Annotated in this window: 22 protein-coding genes; 9 read left to right on the top strand and 13 right to left on the bottom strand. The window is 72.7% G+C overall.

The genetic code is table 11. The annotated features are described in order from the left end of the window. Nucleotides 1-120: 120 nt before the first annotated feature. The gene (locus tag ACYVOO_RS20525; RefSeq protein ID WP_461017107.1) at nucleotides 121-1698 is read right to left on the bottom strand and encodes a glycoside hydrolase family 3 protein; all 1578 of its coding nucleotides are present in this window, start codon (nucleotides 1696-1698) and stop codon (nucleotides 121-123) included. A gap of 338 nt (nucleotides 1699-2036) precedes the next feature. Between ACYVOO_RS20525 and ACYVOO_RS20520 the strand changes: the two genes are divergently transcribed. Genes ACYVOO_RS20520 through ACYVOO_RS20505 form a run of 4 tightly spaced genes read left to right on the top strand, consistent with a single transcriptional unit; the run spans nucleotide 2037 to nucleotide 6425 of the window. Next, on the top strand, nucleotides 2037-3164 hold the full coding sequence (locus tag ACYVOO_RS20520; RefSeq protein ID WP_461017106.1) for a phytanoyl-CoA dioxygenase family protein: 1128 nt from the start codon (nucleotides 2037-2039) through the stop codon (nucleotides 3162-3164). Beyond that, nucleotides 3146-4519, top strand: a complete 1374-nt coding sequence (locus tag ACYVOO_RS20515) for a DUF6271 family protein (RefSeq protein ID WP_461017105.1) — start codon at nucleotides 3146-3148, stop codon at nucleotides 4517-4519. The genes ACYVOO_RS20520 and ACYVOO_RS20515 overlap by 19 nt, the downstream gene beginning before the upstream one ends. Then, the gene (locus ACYVOO_RS20510) at nucleotides 4516-5157 is read left to right on the top strand and encodes a GNAT family N-acetyltransferase (RefSeq protein WP_461017104.1); all 642 of its coding nucleotides are present in this window, start codon (nucleotides 4516-4518) and stop codon (nucleotides 5155-5157) included. Before ACYVOO_RS20515 ends, ACYVOO_RS20510 begins: the two co-directional genes overlap by 4 nt. Next, complete coding sequence (locus ACYVOO_RS20505) at nucleotides 5157-6425, top strand: MFS transporter (RefSeq protein WP_461017103.1); 1269 nt, start codon at nucleotides 5157-5159, stop codon at nucleotides 6423-6425. The genes ACYVOO_RS20510 and ACYVOO_RS20505 overlap by 1 nt, the downstream gene beginning before the upstream one ends. Before the next feature lie 55 nt (nucleotides 6426-6480). Here the strand turns inward: ACYVOO_RS20505 and ACYVOO_RS20500 are convergent, their stop codons facing one another. After that, the gene (locus tag ACYVOO_RS20500; RefSeq protein ID WP_461017102.1) at nucleotides 6481-6726 is read right to left on the bottom strand and encodes a hypothetical protein; all 246 of its coding nucleotides are present in this window, start codon (nucleotides 6724-6726) and stop codon (nucleotides 6481-6483) included. A gap of 217 nt (nucleotides 6727-6943) precedes the next feature. Here ACYVOO_RS20500 and ACYVOO_RS20495 point away from each other — a divergent pair, with 217 nt between their 5' ends. Next, entirely contained in the window at nucleotides 6944-7771 is an 828-nt protein-coding gene (locus ACYVOO_RS20495; protein ID WP_461017101.1) for an SAM-dependent methyltransferase, read from the top strand. A gap of 20 nt (nucleotides 7772-7791) precedes the next feature. Here ACYVOO_RS20495 and ACYVOO_RS20490 read toward each other — a convergent pair whose 3' ends face one another. The 3 genes from ACYVOO_RS20490 to ACYVOO_RS20480 are packed head-to-tail and all read right to left on the bottom strand — an operon-like array spanning nucleotide 7792 to nucleotide 11703. Continuing rightward, nucleotides 7792-9864, bottom strand: a complete 2073-nt coding sequence (locus ACYVOO_RS20490; protein ID WP_461017100.1) for an iron ABC transporter permease — start codon at nucleotides 9862-9864, stop codon at nucleotides 7792-7794. Nucleotides 9865-9868: 4 nt separating this feature from the next. Beyond that, on the bottom strand, nucleotides 9869-10846 hold the full coding sequence (locus ACYVOO_RS20485; protein ID WP_461017099.1) for an iron-siderophore ABC transporter substrate-binding protein: 978 nt from the start codon (nucleotides 10844-10846) through the stop codon (nucleotides 9869-9871). Continuing rightward, complete coding sequence (locus ACYVOO_RS20480; RefSeq protein WP_461017098.1) at nucleotides 10843-11703, bottom strand: ABC transporter ATP-binding protein; 861 nt, start codon at nucleotides 11701-11703, stop codon at nucleotides 10843-10845. Before ACYVOO_RS20480 ends, ACYVOO_RS20485 begins: the two co-directional genes overlap by 4 nt. A gap of 278 nt (nucleotides 11704-11981) precedes the next feature. Between ACYVOO_RS20480 and ACYVOO_RS20475 the strand changes: the two genes are divergently transcribed. Next, nucleotides 11982-12341, top strand: coding sequence for a hypothetical protein (locus ACYVOO_RS20475; protein WP_461017097.1), 360 nt, complete (start codon nucleotides 11982-11984; stop codon nucleotides 12339-12341). Nucleotides 12342-12415: 74 nt separating this feature from the next. Here the strand turns inward: ACYVOO_RS20475 and ACYVOO_RS20470 are convergent, their stop codons facing one another. Beyond that, nucleotides 12416-12856 carry a hypothetical protein gene (locus tag ACYVOO_RS20470; protein ID WP_461017096.1) on the bottom strand — a complete coding sequence of 147 codons (441 nt, stop codon included), beginning with the start codon at nucleotides 12854-12856 and terminating at the stop codon, nucleotides 12416-12418. Nucleotides 12857-13175: 319 nt separating this feature from the next. Between ACYVOO_RS20470 and ACYVOO_RS20465 the strand changes: the two genes are divergently transcribed. After that, complete coding sequence (locus ACYVOO_RS20465) at nucleotides 13176-15491, top strand: prolyl oligopeptidase family serine peptidase (protein ID WP_461017095.1); 2316 nt, start codon at nucleotides 13176-13178, stop codon at nucleotides 15489-15491. A 62-nt stretch (nucleotides 15492-15553) separates the two neighbouring features. On the opposite strand, the gene ACYVOO_RS20460 is transcribed toward ACYVOO_RS20465, so the two are convergent. The 5 genes from ACYVOO_RS20460 to ACYVOO_RS20440 form a co-directional block, all read right to left on the bottom strand. Continuing rightward, nucleotides 15554-16885, bottom strand: coding sequence for an MFS transporter (locus ACYVOO_RS20460; protein ID WP_461017094.1), 1332 nt, complete (start codon nucleotides 16883-16885; stop codon nucleotides 15554-15556). 46 nt (nucleotides 16886-16931) lie between these two features. Beyond that, nucleotides 16932-17882: a catechol 2,3-dioxygenase gene (locus ACYVOO_RS20455; protein WP_461017093.1), complete on the bottom strand. Its 951-nt coding sequence runs from the start codon at nucleotides 17880-17882 to the stop codon at nucleotides 16932-16934. 142 nt (nucleotides 17883-18024) lie between these two features. Then, complete coding sequence (locus ACYVOO_RS20450) at nucleotides 18025-19215, bottom strand: 4-oxalomesaconate tautomerase (protein WP_461017092.1); 1191 nt, start codon at nucleotides 19213-19215, stop codon at nucleotides 18025-18027. A gap of 85 nt (nucleotides 19216-19300) precedes the next feature. Then, the gene (locus tag ACYVOO_RS20445; RefSeq protein WP_461017091.1) at nucleotides 19301-19951 is read right to left on the bottom strand and encodes a GntR family transcriptional regulator; all 651 of its coding nucleotides are present in this window, start codon (nucleotides 19949-19951) and stop codon (nucleotides 19301-19303) included. Between the two features lie 215 nt (nucleotides 19952-20166). Further along, nucleotides 20167-21060 (bottom strand): NADP-dependent oxidoreductase, encoded by an 894-nt coding sequence (locus tag ACYVOO_RS20440; RefSeq protein ID WP_461017090.1) that lies wholly within the window; start codon nucleotides 21058-21060, stop codon nucleotides 20167-20169. Nucleotides 21061-21130: 70 nt separating this feature from the next. Between ACYVOO_RS20440 and ACYVOO_RS20435 the strand changes: the two genes are divergently transcribed. Further along, complete coding sequence (locus tag ACYVOO_RS20435; RefSeq protein ID WP_461017089.1) at nucleotides 21131-21700, top strand: TetR/AcrR family transcriptional regulator; 570 nt, start codon at nucleotides 21131-21133, stop codon at nucleotides 21698-21700. 108 nt (nucleotides 21701-21808) lie between these two features. Next, complete coding sequence (locus ACYVOO_RS20430; protein ID WP_461017088.1) at nucleotides 21809-22198, top strand: DUF4333 domain-containing protein; 390 nt, start codon at nucleotides 21809-21811, stop codon at nucleotides 22196-22198. Between the two features lie 48 nt (nucleotides 22199-22246). Here ACYVOO_RS20430 and ACYVOO_RS20425 read toward each other — a convergent pair whose 3' ends face one another. Both ACYVOO_RS20425 and ACYVOO_RS20420 read right to left on the bottom strand, forming a co-directional pair. After that, nucleotides 22247-22954 carry a response regulator gene (locus ACYVOO_RS20425; RefSeq protein WP_461017087.1) on the bottom strand — a complete coding sequence of 236 codons (708 nt, stop codon included), beginning with the start codon at nucleotides 22952-22954 and terminating at the stop codon, nucleotides 22247-22249. After that, nucleotides 22951-24228 (bottom strand): sensor histidine kinase, encoded by a 1278-nt coding sequence (locus ACYVOO_RS20420; protein WP_461017086.1) that lies wholly within the window; start codon nucleotides 24226-24228, stop codon nucleotides 22951-22953. Before ACYVOO_RS20420 ends, ACYVOO_RS20425 begins: the two co-directional genes overlap by 4 nt. Nucleotides 24229-24564 lie beyond the last annotated feature (336 nt).

Here is a 24564-nt window from a genome sequence, read left to right as displayed (position 1 = left end):
CGGGCGGCCGACGGCCACCTCACCGAGGACACGGCCCGGCGGGTGGCCGCCACGGCGCGACGGGCCTCCCGCGTCCGGTAGCGGGGCGGCCGGGCGGCGCGGTTCGTGGCACCGCGCCGCTCAGGAACGCCCCGCCGCCGGTGCGTCGGTGCCCGCGCCCGTCAGCACCTCAGCCGCCGCCCGTCCGGAGGCGGCGGTGGCGCCGTGCGTGAAGATCTGGGCCGCCCCCGGGGCGACGGTGACGGCGCCCGGCAGGCCCATCTCCACCACGATCGCGTCGGGGCGCGCCGTCGTGAGGTCCTTCAGTGCCCGGCGCATCCACTCGTGGCGCGCTGCGTCCCTGACGACGACGACCAGGGGGCGTCCTGTGGCCGGTTCGAGTGCGCGGGTGCGCAGGACGGGGGCCTCCAGGGCGGCGTCCTGTGCGTGCAGTTCCTGGGGGTGGACGCGTACGGAGGTGGTGCCGGGGAGCCGTTCGGTCAGCGGCGCCGCGACGCCCCAGGGGGTCTCCTTGCCGATGGCCAGGTTGGTGGTGGGCGCCAGCTCGACGACGTGCGGCGGGGCCGAGAGGGGCAGGACCTCCCGCGCGGAGCCGGTCAGCCGGACGGCGCGGCGCGCGGCGACGAAGCCGATGCCGTCGCCGGGCGCTTCGGCACCGCCGTCGGTGTCGGCCGAGCCGGTCCGCGCCAGCCCTGTGGACCAGTCGGCGAACGCGCGCACCCGCTGCGCCGCCTCGGCCAGCCGCTCCTCGGTGAGGTCCCCGGAGACCACGGCGTCGGCGAGGGCACCGGCCAGTACCTGGACGACGGACTCCTCCGCGCTCTCCCCGCCGACGCACACGGCGTCGGCCCCCGCGGCGACGGCCCGGACCGTGGCGCCGTCGATGCCGTAGCGGTCGGCGACGGCGCCCATCTCGATGGCGTCGGTGACGACGAGCCCGTCGAAGCCGAGTTCCTCGCGGAGCAGGTCGTGGAGGATGCGGCGGCTGAGCGTCGCGGGCAGGTCGGGGTCGTACGCCGGAACCAGCAGGTGGCCGCTCATGACCGCGCGGACGCCCGCGTCCAGGGAGGCCCGGAAGGGCGGCAGCGCCTGGGTGGCGATCTCCTCGCGGCCCGCGCCGTAGCGGGGCAGGCCGTGGTGGGAGTCGACGGCGACGTCGCCGTGGCCTGGGAAGTGCTTGGCGCAGGCCGCGACGCCGGCGGACTGGAGGCCGCGGATCCACGCCGCAGCGTGCCGGGAGACCGCCTTGGGGTCGGCGCCGAAGGACCTGACGCCGATGATCGGGTTGTCCGGGTTGGAGTTGACGTCCACGCTGGGCGCGTAGTTGAGGCTCACCCCGGCGGCACGCAACTGACGGCCCAGGTCGGCGGCGACGGACTCGGTCAGCTCTGCCTCGTCGACGGTGCCGAGCGCGAAGTTGCCGGGCCGGGAAGAGCCGGTGGCCGACTCGATGCGGGTGACGTCCCCGGCCTCCTCGTCGATGGCGACGATCAACGCGGGGTTCTCCGCGCGCAGTTGCTCCGTGAGCCGGGCGACCTGCTCCGGGGAGACGATGTTGCGCGAGAAGAGGACGACGGAGGCCAGCCCGTCCGCGATGTCCCGCAGCACCCAGTCCGGCGCCTCGGTGCCCACGAAGCCCGGCTGGAGGACGGAGAGCGCGAGGCGGCGCAGCGCCGCGCTGTGGTTGCTGGAGGACATCGAGCAGCCTTTCGACAGAGGGCGGCGTACCGAGGTACCGATGGCCTCGCGCCGACGCGACATCGATTTTTCTCTTGGTACGGACCAATGAATTCCCGGCTAGGCTACCCACCCCTGTCAAGAGGGACACCATTGAGCGGCCCCGCCCGGGCGAACCCCTCTCCCGGCCCGGGATGTGCACTCATGTCCCGCAATAAGCGGACGCGAAGGTTGTTGTTGACAGGGTGAGTTGGTCTAGTCCAACGTTACGTGATGCGCGCGCCGCCCTCCGGGGCGGAAGTGACGCACGGGCCCCACGGTGGACACCATCACGCGACCACACACTCTTGGAGCACCACATGCCGCCGTCCGGATATCTCCACCGCGCCCCCTCGGACCGCCCCTACTTCAGCTCGGACGGCGAGACCTACCTCGCGCAGACACCCCTGCGCGACCTGGACAAGACACGCCCCCTCCGCGTGCTGTCCGAGGAGGACTTCGCCTTCTGGCAGACCTATGGCTACGTCGTGGTGAAGCAGGCGATACCCGCCTCGTCGGCGCGTCGACTGCTGGACTTCGCCTGGGAGTTCCAGGGCCTCGACCCCGACCGCCCCGACACCTGGTACGAGGAGCGCGAGTTCCGCTCCGACCTGGACCGGGACCTGCACGTCTACGGCTTCGTCGAGGCGTACCAGCACCAGCTCATCTGGGACAGCCGCCAGACACGGCGGGTCTACGACGCGTTCGTCGACGTGTGGGACTGCGAAGAGCTGTGGGTCACCCTGGACCGGCTCAACCTCAACCCGCCCAACGTCAAAAACCGCAGCCGCGACCTGATCGCGCCCGTGGAGCGCGGATTCGACATCGAGCTGCACTGGGACGTGGACACCACGCTCGGTGTGCTGCCGCAGCGGGTCCAGGGAATCATCGCGCTGAACGACACCCGTCCCGAGTTCGGCGGCTTCCAGTGCTGCCCCGAGCTGTTCCGCCAGTTCGAGCGGTGGCGGGCGCTCCAGCCCGAGGGCCGCGACCCGATCCGGCCCAGCATCGACCGGGAGCGGATGCCCGTCGTCCGGCCGGACCTGGAGGCGGGCGACCTGCTGATCTGGAACGGGCTGCTGGCACACGGCGTCGCACCCAACACGTCGGAAAACGGCGTGCGCTCTGTCCAGTACCTCTCGATGATGCCCGCGCTGGAGACCCACGAGGAGCTGCGGCGCTCGCGCGTCGAGTCCTGGCGCACCCTGAGCACCCCGGACTGGAACGCCACGCTCCTGGGCGACGCCACCAAGCACGAGTCCCTCCGTTACGGCCGCGCCACCCTCGACCCGCTGGGCGCCAAGCTGCTGGGCCTCGACTCCTGGCACCCGGAGGACCAGGGCCTGGCCCCGGCCCGGCCCCGGGCCACCGGGGAGGACCGGCTCACGGGGGACGGGCTCGCGGGGAACGCACTCACGGGGGACGAGGCATGCGCAGAATCTGTCTGACCCTCCCCACCAACAGGCTCTGCGACGAGACCATCGCGGCACTCGGCGAGGAGGCGGCCTACGCCGCGCGGCACTTCGGCGTCGAGGTGCACCTGCTGATCCTGGACTCCTGCGCGGCGCCCGCTTACGCGGCACACGCCGAGGCCGTGCGCCGTCTGCCCCGCGATCCGCGCATCGTCGTGCACCACCTCGACGAGGCACGGCAGCGCGACTTCCTGCGGGAGGTGACCGGCGGCGCCGGGACCAACAAGCCCGAACTGCTGCTGGACCTGCTGCTGCCCGCCGCGCTGTCCTACGGCGCCTGCACCGACCGCGCCTTCCTGATCAGCCTCGCGCTCGGCTGCGAGTCCGTGCACCGCAGGGACTCCGACAGCCGGTACCAGAGCATCGACGGCACACCGGTCTTCCCCGTCCACCACGAACTCCTCGCCCTGGGCAAGCGCGCGGCCGACGCCGCGCACGCGGTCTCGCGCACCGCGCTGGACCAGCGGCAACTGGAGCGGAAGGTGGCGATGGCCGGCAGCTCCTTCGTGGGGGAACTGTCCGTGGACATCGGCGAGATACAGCGGGCCGACCCGGACGTCTACCACGACATGGTCGGCCTGTGGGCACCGGCGCACTGGTCGGCCGAGCAGAAGCGGAACCTGGTCGCCGAGTCCTTCCGCGGGGCCGGGGACGAGGCGTTCACGGAGGACGACTCGACGCTGACGCTCGTCGACCCGATGCGCGTGGACATGTGCAACATCGCCTTCCACGACGTCCACACCCGGGTGCCGCTGCCGCCCGCGACCGACACCATCGGCAGCGACTACTTCCTCCTCCACCTCGTCCACGACGCGGGGCTGCCCGGGGTGCTGCACAACCGGAACATCGTGAACTTCTACACGGGCGAGCGGCGCACGGACGCGGGCTTCCTCGCGTACCAGACGCGCTTCGTGAAGTTCCTGCTCTCGATGCTCTACTTCCACTTCATCTACGACCGGCTGGCCGAGGCCGGGCCCGCGCTGCTCGACGAGCGGGGCCGGTTGCGCGCCGCCGCCGTCGCCCGCTACGCGCGGGAGAGCACCCTCCTGGACCGCGCGGAGAACGTCGCGAAGCTGGAGAGCCTGGACATCTCCTACCGGAAGCTGGGCGGCCGGTACGCGACGTTCGCCGACCTTCTGGCGGCGCGCCGCGAACGTCTCCTGGACGAGGCGCAGCGCGACATCGAAGACTTCGCCCTGCTGACGGAGTCCTGGGACGCGCTGGTCGGCGCGGCCAGGGCCACTCCCCTCCCGCCGCCCCCGCCCACGTCCCCGCCCGCATCCCCGCCCGCATCCCCGTCCGCGCCGCGTCGTACGGAGACGGCGGAGTGAGGCCGACGGTGCCGCCCGTGGGGCCCGCGCACGGGGCCACACGGGTACGGCACATCGCCGCCGGGGACTGGGAGGAGATCGTGGCGCTGGAGTCCGGCGCCTATGCCGGGCTCGGCCTGTCCGAGGGCCGCGAGGCGCTGCGGTCCCGCGCTGACGCCTCGCCCGCGACCTGCTTCGTGCTGGAGGCGGGCGCCCGGCTGGCGGGCTATGTGCTGGCGCTGCCCTACCCGGCCTTCCGCTACCCGGACCTGGACCGCCCGGAGGACGTAGCGTTGCCGCCGGGCCCCACTGGTTCCTCCGGCCCTTCCCTCTCCTCCGGCAACCTGCATCTGCACGACATGGTGATCGCCGAGGACCTGCGCCGCAGGGGCCTGGCGCGGCATCTGCTGCGTCATCTCGTGCTGACCGCCCGCGCGCTGGGGTACGAGCGGATCTCCCTGGTCGCCGTCGGGTGCAGCGAGCGGTTCTGGGCCGCACGCGGCTTCACGGCGCACGCCGGGGTCCTCTCCTCTGACGGCTACGGCCCGGACGCCGTCTATATGTCGCAGCCCCTGGTGGCCCTTCCGGACGGGGCGCCGGAGCCCGTCGGCGTGGCGGTGGCGCCGCGCGGCATCCCCGTGCGAGACGAAGTGAGCTGATGCACGTGTTCCGTGTCCGTGACCCCTTCCACCGCGGCCAGTTGGCGATCGCCGCGCTGTTCTGCTCCCTCGGCTTCCAGTACGCCACCTGGGCCTCCCGCATCCCGGCGCTCAAGAGCGACCTGGAGCTGACCGCGGCCGAGGTGGGCGTCCTGCTGATGGCCGCGGGAGCCGGGGCCGCCGTGTCGTTCCCCCTGGTGGCCCTGCTGATGCGGAAGCTGGGTTCGCGGCGGCTCGCGCTGCTGTCCAGCCTGTGCCTGACGCTGCTCCTGCCCGCCCTCGCCGCGGCGCCGAACTACCCGGTGGCGCTGGCGGTGATGTGCGCCGACGGGCTCTTCGTAGGCGGCCTCAACGTGGCCATGAACGCGCAGGGCGCCGCCCTGGAGTCCCGCCACGGGCGCAACGCCATGGCCAGGCTGCACGCCACCTTCAGCGCCGGTTCCCTGCTCGCGGCCCTCCTCGCCTCCGGCACCACGGCCCTGACCCCCTCGGTCACGGCCCACTTCGCCGCCGCCGCGCTCCTCCTCGTGCTGCTGGGCGCCTGCGCCCGTACCGGTCTCCTCACGGACGACGGGCCCGCGCGGGACGGGAAGGAGAACGAGGCGGGCGAGGGGAGCAAGGGGAGCGGGGGCCGCCGCAAGTGGAGCCTGCCGTCCCGTATGACGCTGTGGATGTGCTGCGCCATGGCGTTCGGCACCGTCACCGAGGGCGCCATGAACGACTGGTCGGCGCTGTATCTGAAGGACGTCGCGAAGGCGTCGGCGGAACTCGCGCCCATGGGCATCGCGGTGGTCTCGGGAATGATGGTGGTGGCCCGCCTCTTCGCCGACGGCTGGCGCGCGCGGTGGGGCGACGGGCGCGTGGTCCTGTGCGGCAGTGTCCTCGCCGGGACCGGGCTGGCCCTCGCGCTGGTGACCGGTGGCGTGGTGCCCGCGCTCGCCGGGTTCGCCTGCGTCGGCCTGGGGATCGCGGCGGTGACCCCCTGTGTCTACGTCGCCGCCGCGAAGCAGGGCTCGGACGCGCTGACGCTCGTCGCCGCGATGGGCACCACGGGCCTGCTGGCCGGGCCCCCGCTGATCGGGTTCATCGCCCACGCGAGCAGCCTGGTGTGGGGTATGGGCGTGGTCGCCGCCTCGGCGCTCGTCGTCTCGGTGTGCGGCACGCGGATCCGGTGGACGCCGACGGCGGCCGAGCCGTCCGCCGCCGCCTCCACTTCCGCCTCCGACGCCGCCTCCGCCGATGAGCGCCCCGGCCAGGTCCCGGCCTGAACCGGCGCTTACCGCCTGGCGCGACGCCTGAACCGTCCCGTCGCGTCCCGTCGCGTCAGGCGCAGCTCATCCAGCCGATGTCGCGGACCTCGATCTCGCCGTCGAGAACGGCGTACTGCAACCAGGAGAAGGGCCCGAACGCCTCGCGGACCTCCATGCCGATGATCTCCCGCACGTCGGGGAAGCTGCGCGGGGCGCTCTGCGCCTGCCCCAGCAGCTCCAGCACCTCCATGCGGGCCTCCTCGTCCGGCAGGGCGGCCATCACCTGGACCGCCAGCTCGTCCATCACAACCCCGTGCATGCGTTACCCCCGTGTCGGTCGGTCGTCCCGGGTGTGACCGTACGAGGGTGAAGACGTTTCCGCGCCCCCTGTGGATGACTCGGCACGCCTCTGTAGCGAGACCGTCGAACACGGCGGGCGCCCCCCTTCCGCGAGTGACGCGCGTCCTCGCCCGCGCTACTGGCCCGCGCGTGACGGCTGTGGTCGACTGTTTCAGCCGACTGGTCAGGAGGATGATGTGCAGAGCGCTTCGGATTCGACGCCGCCGCAGATCGACGCGAGCGTGCCGCACTCGGCGCGGATCTTCAACTGGTGGCTGGGAGGCAAGGACAACTACGCGGTCGACCAGATGGCCGGGGCGCGGATCCTCCAGACCTTCCCCGGCATGGCCGACCTGGCGCTGGCCGGACGGCAGTTCCTCGGCCGGACGGTGCGTCATCTCACCGAGGAGGAGGGCATCCGGCAGTTCCTGGACATCGGCACCGGTCTGCCGACGGCCGACAACACCCACGAGGTCGCCCAGCGCAGTGCCCCCGACTCCCGCATCGTGTACGTCGACAACGACCCCCTGGTCCTCCACCAGGCACACGCGCTGCTCACCAGCACCCGCGAGGGCGCGTGCGCGTACATCGACGCGGACGTGCACGAACCGGAGCGGATCCTGCGGCTCGCGGAGCGGACGCTGGACCTGGAACGTCCGGTCGCCGTGGTGCTCATGGGCATCCTGGCCCACGTCCAGGAGTACGAGGAGGCCCGCTCCATCGTGCGCCGTCTGATGGAGCCGCTGCCGCCCGGCAGCTTTCTCGTGGTCCGGGACGGCACGGACACCGACCCGGACTACGCGGCGGCCCTGGAGTGGTACAACGCCAACAGCGGCGCCGTCCCGTACATCCTGCGCGGACATGAGGAGATCGAGGGCTTCTTCGACGGTCTGGAACTCCTGCCGCCCGGCCTCGTCTCCTGCCCACTCTGGCGCCCGGAGGCGGCGGAACCCGGCACGCGGAGGGCGGAAGAGGCGGAGGAGCCCGCCGTACTGGGCGGCGTCGGCCGCAAGGCACTCCCCTGACGACACTCCCTGCCGTCGGCCTACCGTCGGCTCCGCATGAGCAGATACAGGAAGTAGGGGGTGCCCACGACGGCCGTCATCAGGCCCGCGCCGAGCTGCGCCGGGGCGATGACCGTGCGGCCGAGCAGGTCGGCGACGCCGACGAGCGCCGCGCCCAGCAGCATCGCCACCGGCACGGTGCGCACGTGCCGCCGTCCCACCAGGGCGCGTGCCGCGTGCGGGGCCACGAGGCCGACGAAGCCGATCGTGCCCGCCGCTGCGACGGCCGTCGCGCTGAGCAGCACGCTCAGCACGAGGAAGCCGAGCCGCCCCCGGGCCAGGCGCAGGCCCAGCAGCCTGGGCGTGTCCTCGTCGAGCGAGACGAGGTCGAGTTCCCCGCGCCGTACGGCCGCCACGGCGGTGCCCGCGACCAGCACGAGCGCGAGGGGCACGAGGTCGGGCAGCCCGCGCCCGTAGGTCGAACCCGACAGCCAGGTGAGGGCCTTCGTCGCGTTGAACGGGTCGGTGAGGACGATGAACAGGCTGATGAGCGCCGTCGTCCCGGCCGACACGCCGACGCCGACGAGGACGAGCCGGTTCTGCTGGAAGCCGCCCCGCGCGGCGAGCCCGAAGACGAGGGCCGCGGTGAGCGCGGCTCCGGCGAAGGCCGCGCCCGCGACGCCCCAGGCCCCGGCGGCCGGGAGCGTGGTGACGACGAGGACGGCGCCGAGCGCGGCGCCGCCGGAGACGCCGAGGACGCCGGGCTCCGCGAGGGGGTTGCGGGTCACGGCCTGCACCAGGGTGCCCGCCAGTGCGAGTGCCGCGCCCGCGAGGAGCGCGGCGAGCACGCGCGGCACCCGGGTGTCGAGGACGAAGGTGACGCTCTGGGCCGCCCGCCCCTGCGCCCAGTTGGCGACGTCGCCGAGCAGGAGCTTGGTGTCGCCCAGCAGCACGGCGGCGACGGTCACGCCCACGAACACGACGGCGAGCGCGGCCACGGTCGCCAGGAACGCGGCCCGGCTCGGGATGCGCAGCCGGTCGGGCGTCGCGGCGCCTCCGGTGTCCCTGACCCGTACGGCCATCACGACGAGGAAGACGGCGCCGACCACGCTGGTGACGACTCCCGTGGGCACCGCCACGGCGGTCTCCGCCGTGAGGACCGCGCGCAGGAGGACGTCGGAGCCGAGTACGAGCGCGGCGCCCGCGAGACCGGCGACGGGGACGTTCACGCGCGACCGGACCAAGGCCCGGTACCGGCGGCCGAGGGGACGCAGGAGCGCCGGGGCGCACAGTCCGACGAACCCGATGGGTCCGGCGAGGGTCACGGCAGCGGCGGAGAGCAGCGCGGCGAGCACGACGACCGTGACGCGGGTCGCCCTGACCGGGACGCCGAGCCCGCGTGCCGCGTCGTCCCCCAGCGCGAGGGCGTCGAGGCGGCGCGCGAAGAGCAGCAGCCCGACGAGTCCGAGCAGCGCGACGGGCGCCATGCCGGTCACGCCGTCGAACCCGTTCTGGCCGATGCTGCCCTGGTTCCACTGGTAGAGGCCCTCGGTCCGCTCGGGGAACAGCAGGAGCAGCGCCTGGGTGAGGGAGCCTGTGCCCAGCGCGAGAGCGCTTCCGGCGAGGACGAGCCGGACGGATCCGGAGCCGGTGCCGGGCCCTGACAGCCCGAGGACGACGGCGGCTGCCGCGAGCCCTCCGGCGAACGCGATGCCGGAGGAGGCGAGGAAGGGCACCGAGATCCCGGTGGCGGCGAGCAGCCCGAGGGACAGGTACGAGCCCGCGTTCACGGCGAGGGTGTCGGGCGCGGCGAGCACGTTGCGGCTCACGGCCTGGAGCGCGGCGCCCGCCATGCCGAGGCAGACGCCGACGAGGATGCCGGCGGCCATCCTCGGCAGGCGCGAGGCGATGACGACGGACGCGTCGCCCGGGTCCGCGTGCCCGGTGAGCGCCTTGCCCACCTCGGCGGCTCCGACGGAGGCGGTGCCCTGGGTGATGTCGAGGACGGCGAGGCCCGCGACCAGGAGCGCGAGCGCGGCCGTCACCGCGACCGCGCCCACCGTGGACGCGGCCGTGGAGGTACGGGGTACGGAGGTGGTTGCGGTGACGGCCACGGCGTTACTTCGTCAGCGCGTCGACGACGGCGTCGGCGTAGGCTCCCATCGACCCGGGGCCGCCGAACATCCAGATGCCATCGGGCAGCTTGTGCACGTTCCCGTCCTTCACGAAGGGCAGCGACTTCCAGACCTTGTTGTCGGCCAGCTCCTCGCCGAAGGGGTCGCGGCTGCCGTCGTCACCGGCGATGTAGGCGAACTGGACGTCGTCGCCGAGTCCGGTGAGCCCTTCGACGTCGGTGGTGGCGAGCCCGTAGCTCTTGTCACCCTTGTTCTTCCAGGGGTTCTTGAGGCCGAGGTCCTCGTTGACGGCGCCGATGAGGGAGCCGCTGGTGTAGGGGCGGATCGAGACCTGGTTGGAGGCGACGTAGCCGTCGGCGAAGGCCAGTTCCGTCCCGTCGAGCCCGGCCTTCTCCAGCTTCTCGCGGCCCGCGGCGATCTTCTCGTCGAACTCCTTCTTGACGGCGTCGGCGCGCTTCTCCTTGCCGGTGGCCTCGGCGATGAGGTCGAGGTTCTCCTTCATCCGGCCGACCTGGCCGGAGGCGTCGGCCGAGCGCACCTCCAGGACCGGGGCGATCTTCCGGAGCTGCTTGACGGCGGAGGCGGTGAGGTCGGTGGTCGCGACGATCAGATCCGGTGAGAGGGAGGCGACCGTGTCCATGCTCGGCTCGCCGCGCGTGCCGATGTCCTTCGGGGAGTTCTTCAGCGGGACCGACGTGTTCCACGTCTGGTAGCCCTTGACGTCGGCGACGCCGATGGGCTCGACGCCGAGAGAGGCGAGGTTCTCGACGACGTTCCACTCGGTGCCGACGACCTTCTCGGCGGGGCCGTCGAGGGTCACCTTCTTGCCGGAGGCGTCGGTGAGCGAGATCTTGCCGTCGGCGGAGTCCGCGCTGTCGGCGGCGGGTTCGGTGGTGCCGCAGCCGGCCAGGACGAGCACCGCGGCGGTGGCGGTGGTCGTGGTGAGGAGAAGGCGTCTCATGGGGTGGTGCTCAGCCTTTCGCTTCGCGTGTGGTGGCGGCCGATCGCGCGAGTTCGCAGTTGGCCGGTCAGGGGGTCGGTGTCGACGTCGACGCGGATGCCGTAGGTACCGGTCAGCCGCTCCGGGGTCAGCACGTCGGCGGGTGCGCCGTCGGCGGTGATCCGTCCGTCGTGGAGCAGGGCGATCCGGTCGGCGACGGCCGCCGCCTGGTCGAGGTCGTGCAGGACGACGCCGACGGCGATGCCGTGGTCGTCGGCCAGGTCGCGGATCAGGTCGAGGAGTTCGACCTGATAGCGCAGGTCGAGGTAGGTGGTGGGCTCGTCGAGGAGGAGCACGCCGGTCTCCTGGGCGAGGCAGCTCGCGAGCCACACGCGCTGGAGCTGGCCGCCGGAGAGGTATTCGGCGCCACGCGCGGCCAGCTCGGTGACGCCGGTCATCTCCAGCGCGCGGTCCACGGCGGCCCTGCCGCCGGGGTCAGGCCTGCCCCAGCGGCCCCGGTACGGGTAGCGGCCGAAGTCGACCAGGTCCCGGACGGTGAGACCGCTCGGGGTGGGGCGGCCCTGGGTGAGCAGCGCGACGTGCCGCGCGAACTCGCGGGAGCTGAGGGCGAGGCCGTCGGTCTCCGTATCGAGGGTGAGGGTGCCGGCGCGGGCGGACTGCAACCGTGCGAGCGTGCGCAGGAGCGTCGACTTCCCGCTGCCGTTCGGGCCCACGAGCGCGGTGACCTCGCCCGGCCTGAGCGCGAGCGCCGCCTCGTGCACGACGTCGACGCCGTCGTACGCCACGGTCACACCTTCGGCTGCCAGTGCGCGCCCACGCGAACGGGGAGCGGCGGCAGCATGATCGCCAGCCCTCATGGTGGGTTAGCTTAGCCTAACCTTAATGTTGCGGATTCGAGTGGTCCGGAAACGCTGGGGCGGTCCGGACGCGGCCCCTGCCCGTATGACCTCGCGATTCAAGAAGCCCGCAAGGTTCCTCCAAGGTCCGTCCCCCAGGGTGCTCCGCAGGAGCCGGAATTCCCCGGCGAAGAGGGACCGGGGACCCCTCAGTGGGCGCGGCGGGCGCACGGGAGACGTCCGCCCTCCGGGGGGCCGGGACCGAGGTCCCGGAAGGCCGTACCGGAAGGATGACCCAGATGAATCTCCGTCGCGCTTCTGTCGCGGTGCCGCTGGCACTGGCGGCGTCGTTCGCCTTCACGGGGCAGGCGTTCGCCGACACACACACGTACACACAGGGCACGTACTACACGGTGCGGGTGAGCAACACCCAACTGTGCATCACGGACCAGGAGGCCGATGGGCGGCGCGTGGTGGTGCACGCGACGACCGGCCAGACCGCGTGGATGGTCACCGACCTGAACGGGGCAAACAACGGCTACACGTGCGAGGACATCAGTGTGGCCTCGGGCCAGACGGTCACCCTGGATTCCTGGCGGCAGAACGGCGAGGACGTGTCGACGTACGACCAGTACCGGCACAAGTCGGTGACGCTGTAACGGGGCGGCGGGTGGCGGGACGGGGCTCGGGCGGACGGGGGCGTCGGAGTGCGTGCCGCCTTCCGCTCCGGGGTTCAGCCGATCGATCCCCAGGCACGGTACGGCCGTTGGGGCTCGGGGGTGTGCTGGGCCGCGGTGGGTGTGCGGCGGCTGCGGGAGCGGTGCCCGAGGAAGCCGATGAGGCCGGTCACGAGCCCCACCAGGAACGGGAGGACGAGCACGCCTGCCATCACCAGCATGCCGATGCCGCTGCCTTTCTCCCCATCCCGCAGGGCGCCGACGCCCGCGACGGTGAAGATCGTGACGAACGTGAGCGGAGGCAGCAGCCACGGCCACCAGTTGGGCTCGGGAGTGCCCCGGAGAGCCGCGTACCAGTAGCGGGCGCACCACCAGGCGACCACGAAGGCCGAGAGCGCGGCGGCCGCGAAGCCGGTCATGGGCAGCGGGCGGTCGGTGGTGTGCGCGGCCACGCCGGAGAACACCACCCCCAGAAAGGCCATGAAGGGAGTCAGCATCCCGCCGACCACGAGGCGGTGACGGCGTGAGCCACTGAGGGCATTCGACGGTATGAACATGACCACGCACCCTAAAGCCCGGTCCGCCCCGGCCGGTCATGCCGGTCGGGCGCCGTCACCTCACCCGACTGGCTCGGTGAACGAGAGAGTGCGGCGATGCGTGCATAGCGTGGGGACGCCGGATACGTCCCCTCACATGGAGGTCGTCATGCAGGAACTGCCTGGTATCGGACTTCTGATTCTCACCCTGCTCTCGGATGAGGTGCTCACCGTGCCGCAATGGCGCCTGGAGCTTGCCGCGGGCGACAACGACTGACCGATGGCATCGACCCACACACCAGATGCGGCGGGCCCTCCGATCGCGGGCGGCCCGCCGCATCGGCACGTCTCCCCCACTTCCCCTGCCTCCCCCGCCTATCCCGCCGCCGCCCGCACTCAGGTCGCCGACGAGTTGCACGGCCGACGTGTGCCCGACCCGTACCGGTGGCTGGAGGACGACGAGGGCGCGGACTGCGAGCAGTGGCTGGCCCGGCAGGACGAGCTGTTCACGTCGCACGCCCCGGCCTGGCACACGCGCGGATACTTCCGGGCCGCGCTGGAGGAGTTGCAGGGGCTGGGCGGGGCGCTCGTGCCCGTGGCGACGCCGCCCCTCTTCCGCGGGCGGCGCCGGTTCTTCCTGCACCGCGAGGCGAGCGCTCAGCTTCCACGGCTGCTGGTGGCGGACGACACCGAGGAGGGGGGCGGGGAGGGCGCCGAGGACGGGGCCGGGGACGGCGCCGACGCACGGATCCTCGTCGATCCCATGACGGTCGACCCGGACGGGCCGACGTTCCTCGCGGCCTGGCGTCCGTCGTGGACCGGCCGGCTGCTGGCCTGCCAGCTCACCCGCCGGGGCAGCGACAGCCCCGAACTGCGGGTGCTGGACGTGGCCACCGGCCGGGTCGTCGACGGTCCGCTGCACCCGGAGCGCGTCACACCGGTGGCGTGGCTGCCCGACGACAGTGGCTTCTACTACGTCGCACGGGCCCCCGGCGCGGGAACCGGAACCGGAGCCGCCGCGCGCTGCGTGCGTCTGCACCGGATCGGCGCCGATCCCGCCACCGACCCGGTCGTCTTCGACACCGTGCACCCGCATCTGTCGGTGTCCCTCGGCGCCGAAGGACGGTGGCTGACCGTCAGCACCGCACCCGGCGCTCAGGCGGGCAACGACCTGTACCTGGCCGACCTGACGGATCCGGCCCACCCCTCACACCTCACCGACCCCGCCGCGCCCCGCTTCCTGCTGATCCACCAGGGCGCCGAGGACGGCAGCGGCGCCCTGGTGAAGTCCGGCCCGCGCAACCTGCTCTACGCGGTCACCGACGCCGACGCGCCGCGCGGCCGGGTGTGCGCCGTCGACCCCTCGCGTCCCCGGCGCGAGGAGTGGTCCACCCTCGTCACACCCGGCCCTGACGCGCTGCTGACCTCGTGCACCGCGCTCACCACCGGCCCGGACAGCGGCGAGGTGCGGCTGCTGGTGGGGACGATCCGCCGGGGCGCCGCGCGCCTGGCGCTGCACGACCTCACCGGCCGCAAGCTGTCCGACGTACCCACCCCCGGCACGGGCCCTGGCACGATCAGCAATCTCAGCACACCGCCGGGCTGCGCCGACCAGGCGTGGTTCACCTACACCGACTTCGTCACCCCGCCGACGGTCCACCGCTACAGCGTCCGGCAGGGCCGCTGCTTCCCGGAGCCGCCCGGGCCTGCCACGTCCGCCCTTCCGACGTCCGCCCTTCCGACGCCGGACACGTCGACGCAGGCGCCGGAGGTGCGGCAGATCACCTACCGCTCCGCCGACGGCACCGAGGTGGACATGTACGTGATCATGCCGCCCGACCCGTCCGACGAGCCACGGCCCACGATCCTCACCGCGTACGGCGGTTTCGGCGCGCTCGCGGCCCCCGCCTACTCACCGGCCATCATGGCCTGGGTGCGGGCCGGTGGCCGGTACGCGATCGCCGGTGTGCGGGGCGGCGGCGAGCACGGCACCGAGTGGCACGCGGCCGGCAGCGGTCTGCGCAAGCCCACGTGCTTCGCCGACTTCGCCGCCGCGGCCCGCCACCTCGTCCGGGAGCGGTTCACCAGCCCAGACCGCCTGGCCATCAAGGGCGCCTCGCACGCGGGCCTGACCGTCGCCGCCGCCTTGACCAGCGACCCCGGTCTGTACGCGGCGGCCGTCTGCTCCGACGCCCCCACCGACATGGTCCGCTACCCCCGGTTCGGCCTCGGCCCGCTGTGGGCGCCGGAGTTCGGCGTCCCTGACCGGCCCGGTGACCTGGACGTGCTGCTGAGCTACTCGCCCTACCACCGCGTCGAGTCCGGCACCCGCTACCCGGCCGTCCTCCTCACGGGCGGCCGGACCGACCCCCGCGTCGGCGCCGCGCACCTCCGCAAGTTCACCGCGGCGCTCCAGCACGCCACGGCCTCGCCCCGGCCGGTCCTGCTGCGCACCGAAGCCGATGTCGGCCACGGCCAGCGCACCGCTTCGCGCTGGGCCGACCTGACCGCCGACACCCTCGCCTTCTGCGCAGCGCACACCGGCCTGACACCAGCCATGACGCAGGCGTCAGAGCGTGGGTGTGACCCGGTGTGACCCGGTGGGGTGACACACCGTCACCCCACCGGCACACATGCACCCGTCGGCCCGTCGACCCGTCAGCCGGTGGCGGACAGCGCTTCCTTGCCCGTGCCGCCCGCGCTGATGCGACGGGCCGTCAGTGCGGTGAGGGCGATGAAGACGGTGGAGAGCAGTGCGGCGAGGGCGAAGGCCGTGAACCCCCAGCCCTCCGCTTCGCTCGCGATGAGCTGACCGCCGAGCCACGGTCCGAAGACGGCCCCGAAGCGGCCCATCCCGGACGTCCAGCCGACGGCCGTCGCGCGGGCATCGGCCGTCGAGCGCCCGGCGACGGCCGCGTAGATCATGGCCTGGGCGCTGAAGAGGAACAGTCCGGTGAGGAAGACGAGCACATAGGTGAGGGCGAGCGGCATGTGGACGCCGAGGGTGTAGACGCCGACGGCGGTGAGCGCGAACCAGACGGCCGCGACCCGAGGGGCGCCGAAGCGGTCGGAGAAGCGGCCCGCGACGAGCATGCCCACGATGCCGCCGAGGTTGACGAGGACGACGAAGGTGAGCGAGGAGCCCAGCTCGTAGCCCTGGCCCCGCATCATCGTGGGCAGCCAGGTGCTGACGCCGTAGACGAGCAGCAGGCCGCCGAAGGAGGCGAGCCAGAACAGCAGGGTCTGGGCCCACAGGCCGCCCCGGAACAGTGCCGCCAGTGCGCTCCAGCGCTCGGCCGCCGCCGGGCGCTCCGTCTCGGCCGCGGGGAGCGGCACGTCGTAGCGCAGGGCCAGTTCGCGGGCCTCGGCGGCGCGGCCCTTCGCCAGCAGGAAGCTCGGCGACTCCGGGAGGAACCTGGCGACCAGCGGCACCGCGACGACCAGCGGGGCGACACCCACCCAGAAGGCGGCGCGCCAGCCGAGCGGCTCCACGATCCACAGGGCGAGGAAGGCGGAGAGGATGCCGCCCGCCTGGTGCGCGGTCATCAGCAGGCCGACGGTGAGGTTGCTGCGGCCCTTAGGCGCGTACTCGGAGACCATCGTGATCGCGGTGGGCAGCAGCCCGCCGAGACCGACGCCCGCGATGAAGCGGCCCAGGCCGAAGGCGGTGACGCCGGGCGCGATCGCGCACACCCCGGAGGCCAGCGAGAAGACCGCGGTGCTGACGAGGATCATCTTCTTGCGCCCGACCCAGTCGGTGACCGTGCCCGCGCACAGGGCGCCCAGCAGCATGCCGAAGGTGGCGTAGCTGCCGATGGTGCCCGCCGCGCCCGCTTCGAGGCCGAGGGCCTTCTGCTCCAGCATGTGCGGCAGCACGGAGCCGTAGATGAACATGTCGAGGCCGTCGAAGAGCACGACCATCCAGCACAGGCCGATCACGAGGGTGGTCAGCCGTGCGCCGCGGGCCGGTGGAGCGGGTGAGGAGGACATCGTTGTTTCCTCTCGTCCGGAGGGTGTCAGGTCGGTCCAGCCCAGGTCAGGGCACGGGCGGTGTGCCGTGTGTGTGGAAGGACTCGATGGTCTTCAGGCCCCACGCCTGGCCCTTCGCCCGCTCGGCCTCGGTCCAGGTGATCAGCGGCCAGTCGGGAGCCAGCACCAGCCGGGTGAGCGGGTTGCACAGCTCGACGCGGTTGCCGCCGGGCTCGTAGACGTAGAGGAAGAACGTCTGCTGGATGGCGTGCTTGTGCGGTCCCGTCTCGATGAACACGTCGTTGTCGAGACACAGGTCGGCGGCGCGCAGGATGTCCTCGCGGGTGTCGGTGGCGAACGCGATGTGGTGCAGCCGCCCGCGCGTGCCCGTCCAGTCCGAGGTGTAGACGAGGTCGTACGACTTGTTGGTGAACGTCAGCCACTGTGCGGCGAGTTCGCCGGTGTCGAGGACGATCTGCTCGGTGGGGCGTGCCCCGAGCACCTCGCGGACGAAGGTGGTGTTGGCGGCCACGTCGGACCCGAGGAAGTTGACGTGGTCCAGCCTGCGCACCCCCACGCCCTGGACGGGCTTGGCCTGGGGCTGGTTCTTGAGGCCGGGGCGCAGCTCGTCCGGTGCCTCGTACCACTCGCTCTCCCAGTACAGGGCGAGTTCGTGCCCGTCGGGGTCGCTGGAGACATACACCGGGCCCAGGCCCGGCTCGCCCTCCGCCCAGCGGCCCTCGCGCCCCGCGCGCTCCAGCTCCGCCACCCTCCGCCGCAGTGCCTCCTCGCTGGAGGTGCGCAGCGCCGTACGGCGGACACCGGAGGTGGAGTGGGCCGTGAGGACGAGGCTGTGGTGCTCGTAGTCGTCGAAGGTGCGCAGGTAGACGGAGTCGCCGGAGCGGCCGTTCTCGGTGAGGCCGAGTATGCGGGTGAAGAAGCCGACGCTGCCGTCCAGGTCCGGGGTGAGCAGTTCGACGTGGCCGAGGTGGGCGATGTCTCCGAGGGGCGGGGTCATGGCGGGCTCCTTGAGGGTGCGCGGGTGTGGCGCTGGAGGGGGTGCGGGTGCGGGTGGTGGCCCCACGGCGGGCCAGGGGTGCGATGTGCGGGGCGGTGCGCGGGGCGGGCGCGCGTCAGGCGGGGTGCGTCGGGGGTGTGCGTCAGGCGCGCGGGGTGTCGGCCGTCGTCGTCGCGGGGGCGGCGGGCCGGGCGAAGACCGTGCCGTCGAAGATCTTCCGGGCCGTGCGCACCACACCGGTGCGGCGGGCGCGTGCGGTGCCCTCGGCACCGTCGGCGCCGGTCCCGGCCTCCACCTCGGTCTCGACGTCGAGGAACCCCGTGGGGTGCTCGACCCGCACCCGGCTCCCCTCGTCGGGGAGTTGGGCGATGTCCTCTCCGACGCCGCCGGGGACGCGCAGCCCGGCCGCGACGCTCGCGGCACCGAGCACCCCGATGGAGGTGTGGCAGCGCACCGGGATGAAGGTGCGGGTCATGACCGCGCCGCCGGACTCGGGCGGGGCCAGCAGGCTGAGCTTGGGCACGGTGGTGTCCGACACGTCGCCGAGTCCCATCAGGGGGCCCGCCGCGAGCCGGATCGCCCGGAGCCGGTCGGCGAGGCCCCGGTCCTTCTCCAGTTCAGCGGGGCTCTCGTAGCCCGAGATCCCCAGCGCGGAGGCCGGGATCAGGACGGTGGGCATGCCGTTGTCCACGCAGGTCACGGGCGTGCCGTCGAGGGTGTCGCGGGCGTTCCCCGTGGGCAGCAGCGGACCGGCGCCCTCCGGGAACTCGATCAGCACAGGGGCCGCGCTCCCCGGCACCCCGGAGATCTCGGTGGAGCCCGCGTAGGCGACACGTCCGCCGGGTGTGGGGAAGGTGGCGGTGGCGAGGTCGCCGGTGTTGAGCATGCGGATGCGTACGGAGGTGTCGCCGTCCGACGGGGCGACCAGTCCGCGTTCGACGGCGAAGGGTCCGACGCCCGCGAGCAGGTTCCCGCAGTTCTGGCGGTCCGTCACCTCGGCGGTGTCCACCCCGACCTGGAGGAAGAGGTAGTCCACGTCGGCGTCGGTGTCGTCCTCGGCCGAGGGTGACACCACGGCGACCTTGCTGGTGAGGGGGTGTGCGCCGCCCAGGCCGTCGATCTGGCGGGGGTCGGGGCTGCCCATGACGCGCAGCAGCAGTTCGTCGCGCGCGGAGGGGTCGTCCGGCAGGTCTCCGGCGAGGAAGTAGGCGCCCTTGGAGGTGCCGCCGCGCATCAGCAGGCAGCGCACCTCCTCGGCCTCGGCGGCTCCGGCGGCTGCGGGCGCCGGTGCGGGTGTGTGTGCGGGGTGCGCGGGCGCGTGGGCTCGTGTCATCGCTGGTATCTCCTTGCTGGACAGGACAGCACCCACCCCGGCCACACCGGCCGACCGCGCGACGTGCCGGACACCGCGCGACGCGTCAGTCCCGCAACGCTTCGATCACGCTGCCGAGGTGGGCGCGGACGGCCGACTCGGCCGCCTGCGGATCCCTGGCCCTGATCGCCTCGATCACGGCCAGGTGCTCGTTCAGTGACTGCTGGGGCCGCCCCGGCCTCAGCGCCAACTGGAAGCGGTGCCGCACCAGTTGGGCGTTCAGCCGCTCCAGGAGTTCCACGGCCGTCCGCTGGCCGGAGAACTCCCTGACGCGGGTGTGGAGTTCGTGGTTCAGCTCGGAGTAGGTGACGGGATCGCCGTCGGCGACCGCCTTGGACATGGCGTTGCCCAGGTCGGTCAGCTCGTCGAGCTGGTCCTCGGTGGCGGAGACCGCCGCCTTGGCCGCGCACAGCCCCTCCAGGGCCATGCGGCACTCCGTGATGGCCACCGCCTCCTCGACGGTGACCACCCGCACCCGCGACCCCCGGTTGCGGATGCGCTCGACCAGCCCTTCGGCCGCGAGGTCGATCAGCGCCGCGCGGATGCTGGCGCGTGTCACGCCGAACTGCTCGGCGAGCTCGTTCTCCACCAGCCTTTGGGCCGGCACCATCTCGCCCCGCACGATCGCCTGCCGGAGCTTCGTCAGAGCCAGCTGCTTGGCCTGTTCTCCGCTGCTCGGACCGGCTTGCTTCGGCATGCGCCCTCCTGAGTGAGTGCCTGTCGAACCTAAATCTAGAGCAACAGAATTGTCAACGATTTTGTCCTCAATACATCGGCCCCGACGACCCCGCCCGCACACCCCTCGCGCCGACGGCGAGGTGCCGGGACCCGGCGGCCCCGGCACCCGAGCGCGCGGACGTGCGGACGTGCGGACGCGGCCTCAGCGCGCGGGACGCCGCCCAGGTCCACGTCTCAGACGACGATGACCCGGCGCCCGCGCGTGTGACCGGCCTGACTGTCGACGTGCGCCGCCGCGGCCTCGGCGAGGGTGTACGACTTCTCGACGGGGATGTGGAGCTTCCCCCGCGAGATGAGCGCCGCGGCCTCGGCGAGCGCGTCCGGCACACTCCCGGCCACACCCGAGAACCGGACGCCGTGCTCCGGCGCGCCGAGGTCGGCGATGGAGATCACCTTCTGCGGATCCCCGGTCAGCTCGACGAGTTCGCGGATCACACCCGAACCGGCCAGATCGAGCGCCGCGTCGACCCGGCCGAGCTGCCGCACCCGCTCGGTCCAGCCCTCGCCGTACGTCGTCGCGAGGGCGCCCAGGCCGCGCAGATAGTCCTGGTTCGCGGCCCCGGCCGTGCCGATCACCGTGATGCCGCGCTCGCGGGCGATCTGGAGCACCGCCGAGCCGACTCCCCCGGACGCGCCGCTGACCAGCAGCGTCTGCCCGGGCCGCACACCGACCTCGCGGATGATGCGCAGCGCGGTCTCCACCACGGAGGGGTACCCGGCCGCCTCCTCGAACGTCAGCCCCTCGGGCATCCGGGCCCAGGCCGACAGCACGGCGAACTCGGCGTAGGTGCTGGCGCCCTCGCCGAACACGAGGTCACCGGTCCTGACCCCCTCGACGCCCTCTCCGATCTCGTCCACCACCCCGGAGGCGTCCAGCCCGACTCCGGAGGGCAGCACGGTCGGGTGCGCCCCCAGGACCTGGCCCTCGCGGACCCGCCAGTCGACGGGGTTCACGCCTGCGGCGCGTACGGCGATACGTATGCGGCCGGGGCCCGCGTGGGGCTCCTCGGCGTCGATGAGGTGCAGCACGTCGGGACCGCCGAATTCTGCGAAGCTCACTTTCTTCATGCGGACGACCGTAGCACTAACGGTTAGCATTTCGAAACGGATTCGTTTTTGTGCCTGATAGCCTCGGCGCATGACCGTGCCGACCGGACGCCGTGAACGCAAGAAGGCCGCGACCCGCCAGAAGATCGCCGATGCCGCCCTGCGGCTCTTCCTGGAGCGCGGGTACGAAGCGGTGGGCATCCGCGATGTGGCGGCGGAGGCCGACGTGGCCGTCACCACGCTCTTCTCCCACTTCGCCTCGAAGGAGGCGCTGGTCTTCGAACAGGACGAGGACTTCGAGCAGCGCCTCACGCGGGCGGTCACGGGGCGGGCGCCGGACGAACCGCTCATCCCCGCGCTGCGCCGCGAGGTGCTGGCCCTGGTGCGCCACTGCACGGCGGACAGCGCGGCACCGGTCTGGCACATGATCGACACGTCGCCCGCGCTGCGGGAGTACGAGGAGTCGATGAGGCTGCGCCACGCGGAGTCGCTGGCGGTAGCGCTGGCCGCCGACCCCGGCCTGCCGCAGACCACGACGGCCTGCCGGGCGCTCGCGAGGTTCGTGATCGACGCCTACGCGCTGGCCCGGGAGGCGGAAGAGCCGGAGGCCGCCGTGGACGAGATCTTCCGGATGATCGAGGCGGCCTGGGAGGTCGCCTGACCTTCTCGTCACCGTACGCGGGAAGTCGTACGCGGAAGACCGTACGCGGGGAACTGGCCCTCCAGGCTGCGCAGTGCAGCGCACCGGACCGGAACTGAGGAAGAGCGCATGAAGCCCGTCGTGATCGCCCTGGCCGTGGCCGCCGTCCTGGCGGTGGGAACGGTGGGTGCTTACCGCCTGCTGGACAACGTCTCCGTCGCCACCGCGACCGGAACCGGAGGCGGAGGCGGAACCGACCGCATGGTGCCGCGTGCGGAGGTCGAGAAGCAGGCCGAGGAGAACTTCGCGCGGCCCTTCTTCGAGGAGGCGCCGAAGTCCGTCAGTTGCCCGCGCGGGCTGCGCGCGAAGAAGCTGGACACCGTGCGGTGCACCGCCGTCTTCGAGGACGGGAGCAAGCCGATGCTGATCTCCGTGACCGGGGTGCAGGGCGACAAGGTGAGCTTTGACTACGGCGTCGAGGAGACGTCCCACGGCGGCGGGACGGGGAAGAGCGAGTAGCGACCCCGGCGGGCGCTACCGGCATGGTGTGTGCGGTGGGTGGCCGGTTCAGGCGTCGCCGACGACGCCGCAGCGCCACGCCCAGGCGGCGATCTCCACCCGGTTCCGCAGCTCCAACTTGCCCTGGATGCTCGCCAGATGGGACTTGACGGTGGAGAGCGACACATACAGCTCGGCGCAGATCTCCTGGTTGGTCCGTCCTACGGCCACCAGCCGTGCCACGTCCAGCTCCCGCTGCGTCAGCGGACCCCCCGAATCCGCGGCGCCCCCGGCACCCGTGGCACCGTCGGGCCCGGCGGCGGGCCCCTCCCCTATCCGCTCCAGGAGCCGGACGGTCACGGCGGGCGAGACCAGCGCGTCACCGCGTGCCGCCGCCCGTACGGCCTCCACCAGCAGTCCGGGGCCCGCGTCCTTCAGCAGGAAGCCGCAGGCGCCGCCGCGCAGCGCCCCGTACACGTAGTCGTCCTGGTCGAAGGTGGTCACGACCACCACGCGCAGCGGAGCGACGGCCTTCGGGCCCGCGAGCAGGCGGGTCACCTCCAGCCCGTCGAGCTTCGGCATCCGGATGTCGACGAGGCACACGTCGGGGCGCAGCCGCCTGGCCAGTTCCACGCACTCGGCGCCGTCGGCCGCCTCGCCCACGACCTCTATGCCGGGCTGCGCCTGGAGGATCAGCCGGAAGCCGGTGCGCACCATGTCCTGGTCGTCGGCGATCAGGACACGGACGGGTTCGGCTGATCCGCTGCTGCTGGTCATGCGGGTGATCCTGCCACAGCGCCGCGCACGGGGAACTCGGCCCTCAGCGTCCAGCCGCCGTCCTCGGCCCGGCTCGCGTGCAGCGTTCCGCCGACGGCCTCGGCGCGCTCGCTCAGCCCGACGAGGCCCAGGCCGCCGCGTCCGCCCAGGGGTTCGGCGTGCGCGGAGGTGTGCCGGGGCGGGGGCGCGTTGTACACCTCGACGCACAGCAGGTGCGGGGCGGTGTTCCGCTCGCCCTCGGACTTCCGGCCCTCTCGCCCGCTGTCCGCACCTCCTCGGGGCTCGTCCGCCAGGGCGACCCGTACGGTGACGGAGGGGGAACCCGGCGCGTGACGGCGCACGTTCGTCAGCGCCTCTCGTACGACGTTGCGCACCGAGGTCTCCACCTCGGGCTCCGCCCGCGCCTGCCGGGCCTCGGCCGCGACCTGGAGGGTGGCGGGCGCGTCGCGTTCGGAGAACGCGGCGACCAGTTCGGCCAGCTCCGCGTACAGCTCCCCCGGCCGCACGGCGCGCACCTCGTCCTCGCGCAGCACCCGTACCAGCTTGCGCATGGACTCCAGGGTCTGCGACCCGGCCTCCTCGATGCCGCGCAGCAGCGGGTCCACCTGCTCGGGTGCGGTCTCACGGATCGTACGGGCCGCCTGCGCCTGGACGACGATGCCCGTGACGTGGTGGGCGACGAAGTCGTGCAGCTCGCGGGCGAGCGCGAGGCGTTCGTTCTGGCGTACGTCGACGACGGCGCGCCGCCTGCGGGCGTCGAGCCCGCGCAGATAGCAGCCGAGGCCGACGGCGCCGCCCGCGAGGAACGTCAGGAGGAAGGAGAAGAAGACGTTGCTGCTCTCGTCCATCCTCATCGGCGCCGCGATCACGGCGGTCCCGAGCGCCGCGCACAGCGCGGCGGCCAGCCAGGGCCGCGCCACCTCCCTGGCCGTGAGCGCCACCAGAAGCAGCAGGCAGAACGTCTCCAGCATGCCCCAGCCCGCGACGAGCGGCGGCATGGCCCTGAACTGAAGCAGCGTCATCGCCCAGGAGACGAGCGCGGCGGCGCCGACGCGCCACGTCAGGGCGGGACGAGCCCCTGACATCAGCAGCACGCTCGCCGCCACCAGGCCAGGGACCAGCCACCACCACACATGGGGTCCCTCCAGGCCCGTGGCCGACTCGACGCTGAACACGTCGAGCACCCACGTCAGGCCCATGATCACCCACAGCGCGGTGAGCGCCGCGCGGCGGGGCAGCCGCGGGGTGGCAGTCCGGTCGTCCGTATCTGGCATGTCACGTACCTCTCGCACACGGAGCAGCGTACGCAAGGCGATCATCCGGCGGGCCCGGCCGAAAGGACGAGGCCGGGGCGGTGAACCGGCCGGTCGGCCGAGCCGGATATGGAAGGCCAACCTTCCGCGCGCCGCACGCGTCTCCCCCGTACACGCACACGTACGCGGCATCGGAGGCATCGCCGTACGAGGCGGGGCACAAGGGGAACAGGGGAACAGGGGGAACAGATGGTCGCGTGGATCGTTTTCGGAGGGGTGTTCCTGGTCGTCGCCGCGCTGATCACGTGGATGATCGCGAGGCCGCCGAACCTCGCCCCGCACCGCCCCGATCGGCAC

The sequence above is a fragment of the Streptomyces daliensis genome (genome assembly GCF_054782395.1).
This window is presented reverse-complemented; position numbering and strand designations above follow the sequence as displayed.

Coding starts and splice junctions, on each gene's coding strand:
- ACYVOO_RS20420 (WP_461017086.1), bottom strand. CDS start 24,228: ATGCCAGATACGGACGACCGGACTGCCACCCCGCGGCTGCCCCGCCGC.
- ACYVOO_RS20465 (WP_461017095.1), top strand. CDS start 13,176: ATGGCATCGACCCACACACCAGATGCGGCGGGCCCTCCGATCGCGGGC.
- ACYVOO_RS20515 (WP_461017105.1), top strand. CDS start 3,146: ATGCGCAGAATCTGTCTGACCCTCCCCACCAACAGGCTCTGCGACGAG.
- ACYVOO_RS20445 (WP_461017091.1), bottom strand. CDS start 19,951: ATGCCGAAGCAAGCCGGTCCGAGCAGCGGAGAACAGGCCAAGCAGCTG.
- ACYVOO_RS20505 (WP_461017103.1), top strand. CDS start 5,157: ATGCACGTGTTCCGTGTCCGTGACCCCTTCCACCGCGGCCAGTTGGCG.
- ACYVOO_RS20440 (WP_461017090.1), bottom strand. CDS start 21,060: ATGAAGAAAGTGAGCTTCGCAGAATTCGGCGGTCCCGACGTGCTGCAC.
- ACYVOO_RS20430 (WP_461017088.1), top strand. CDS start 21,809: ATGAAGCCCGTCGTGATCGCCCTGGCCGTGGCCGCCGTCCTGGCGGTG.
- ACYVOO_RS20470 (WP_461017096.1), bottom strand. CDS start 12,856: ATGCTGACTCCCTTCATGGCCTTTCTGGGGGTGGTGTTCTCCGGCGTG.
- ACYVOO_RS20425 (WP_461017087.1), bottom strand. CDS start 22,954: ATGACCAGCAGCAGCGGATCAGCCGAACCCGTCCGTGTCCTGATCGCC.
- ACYVOO_RS20455 (WP_461017093.1), bottom strand. CDS start 17,882: ATGACCCCGCCCCTCGGAGACATCGCCCACCTCGGCCACGTCGAACTG.
- ACYVOO_RS20460 (WP_461017094.1), bottom strand. CDS start 16,885: ATGTCCTCCTCACCCGCTCCACCGGCCCGCGGCGCACGGCTGACCACC.
- ACYVOO_RS20475 (WP_461017097.1), top strand. CDS start 11,982: ATGAATCTCCGTCGCGCTTCTGTCGCGGTGCCGCTGGCACTGGCGGCG.
- ACYVOO_RS20480 (WP_461017098.1), bottom strand. CDS start 11,703: ATGAGGGCTGGCGATCATGCTGCCGCCGCTCCCCGTTCGCGTGGGCGC.
- ACYVOO_RS20450 (WP_461017092.1), bottom strand. CDS start 19,215: ATGACACGAGCCCACGCGCCCGCGCACCCCGCACACACACCCGCACCG.
- ACYVOO_RS20485 (WP_461017099.1), bottom strand. CDS start 10,846: ATGAGACGCCTTCTCCTCACCACGACCACCGCCACCGCCGCGGTGCTC.
- ACYVOO_RS20520 (WP_461017106.1), top strand. CDS start 2,037: ATGCCGCCGTCCGGATATCTCCACCGCGCCCCCTCGGACCGCCCCTAC.
- ACYVOO_RS20525 (WP_461017107.1), bottom strand. CDS start 1,698: ATGTCCTCCAGCAACCACAGCGCGGCGCTGCGCCGCCTCGCGCTCTCC.
- ACYVOO_RS20500 (WP_461017102.1), bottom strand. CDS start 6,726: ATGCACGGGGTTGTGATGGACGAGCTGGCGGTCCAGGTGATGGCCGCC.
- ACYVOO_RS20435 (WP_461017089.1), top strand. CDS start 21,131: ATGACCGTGCCGACCGGACGCCGTGAACGCAAGAAGGCCGCGACCCGC.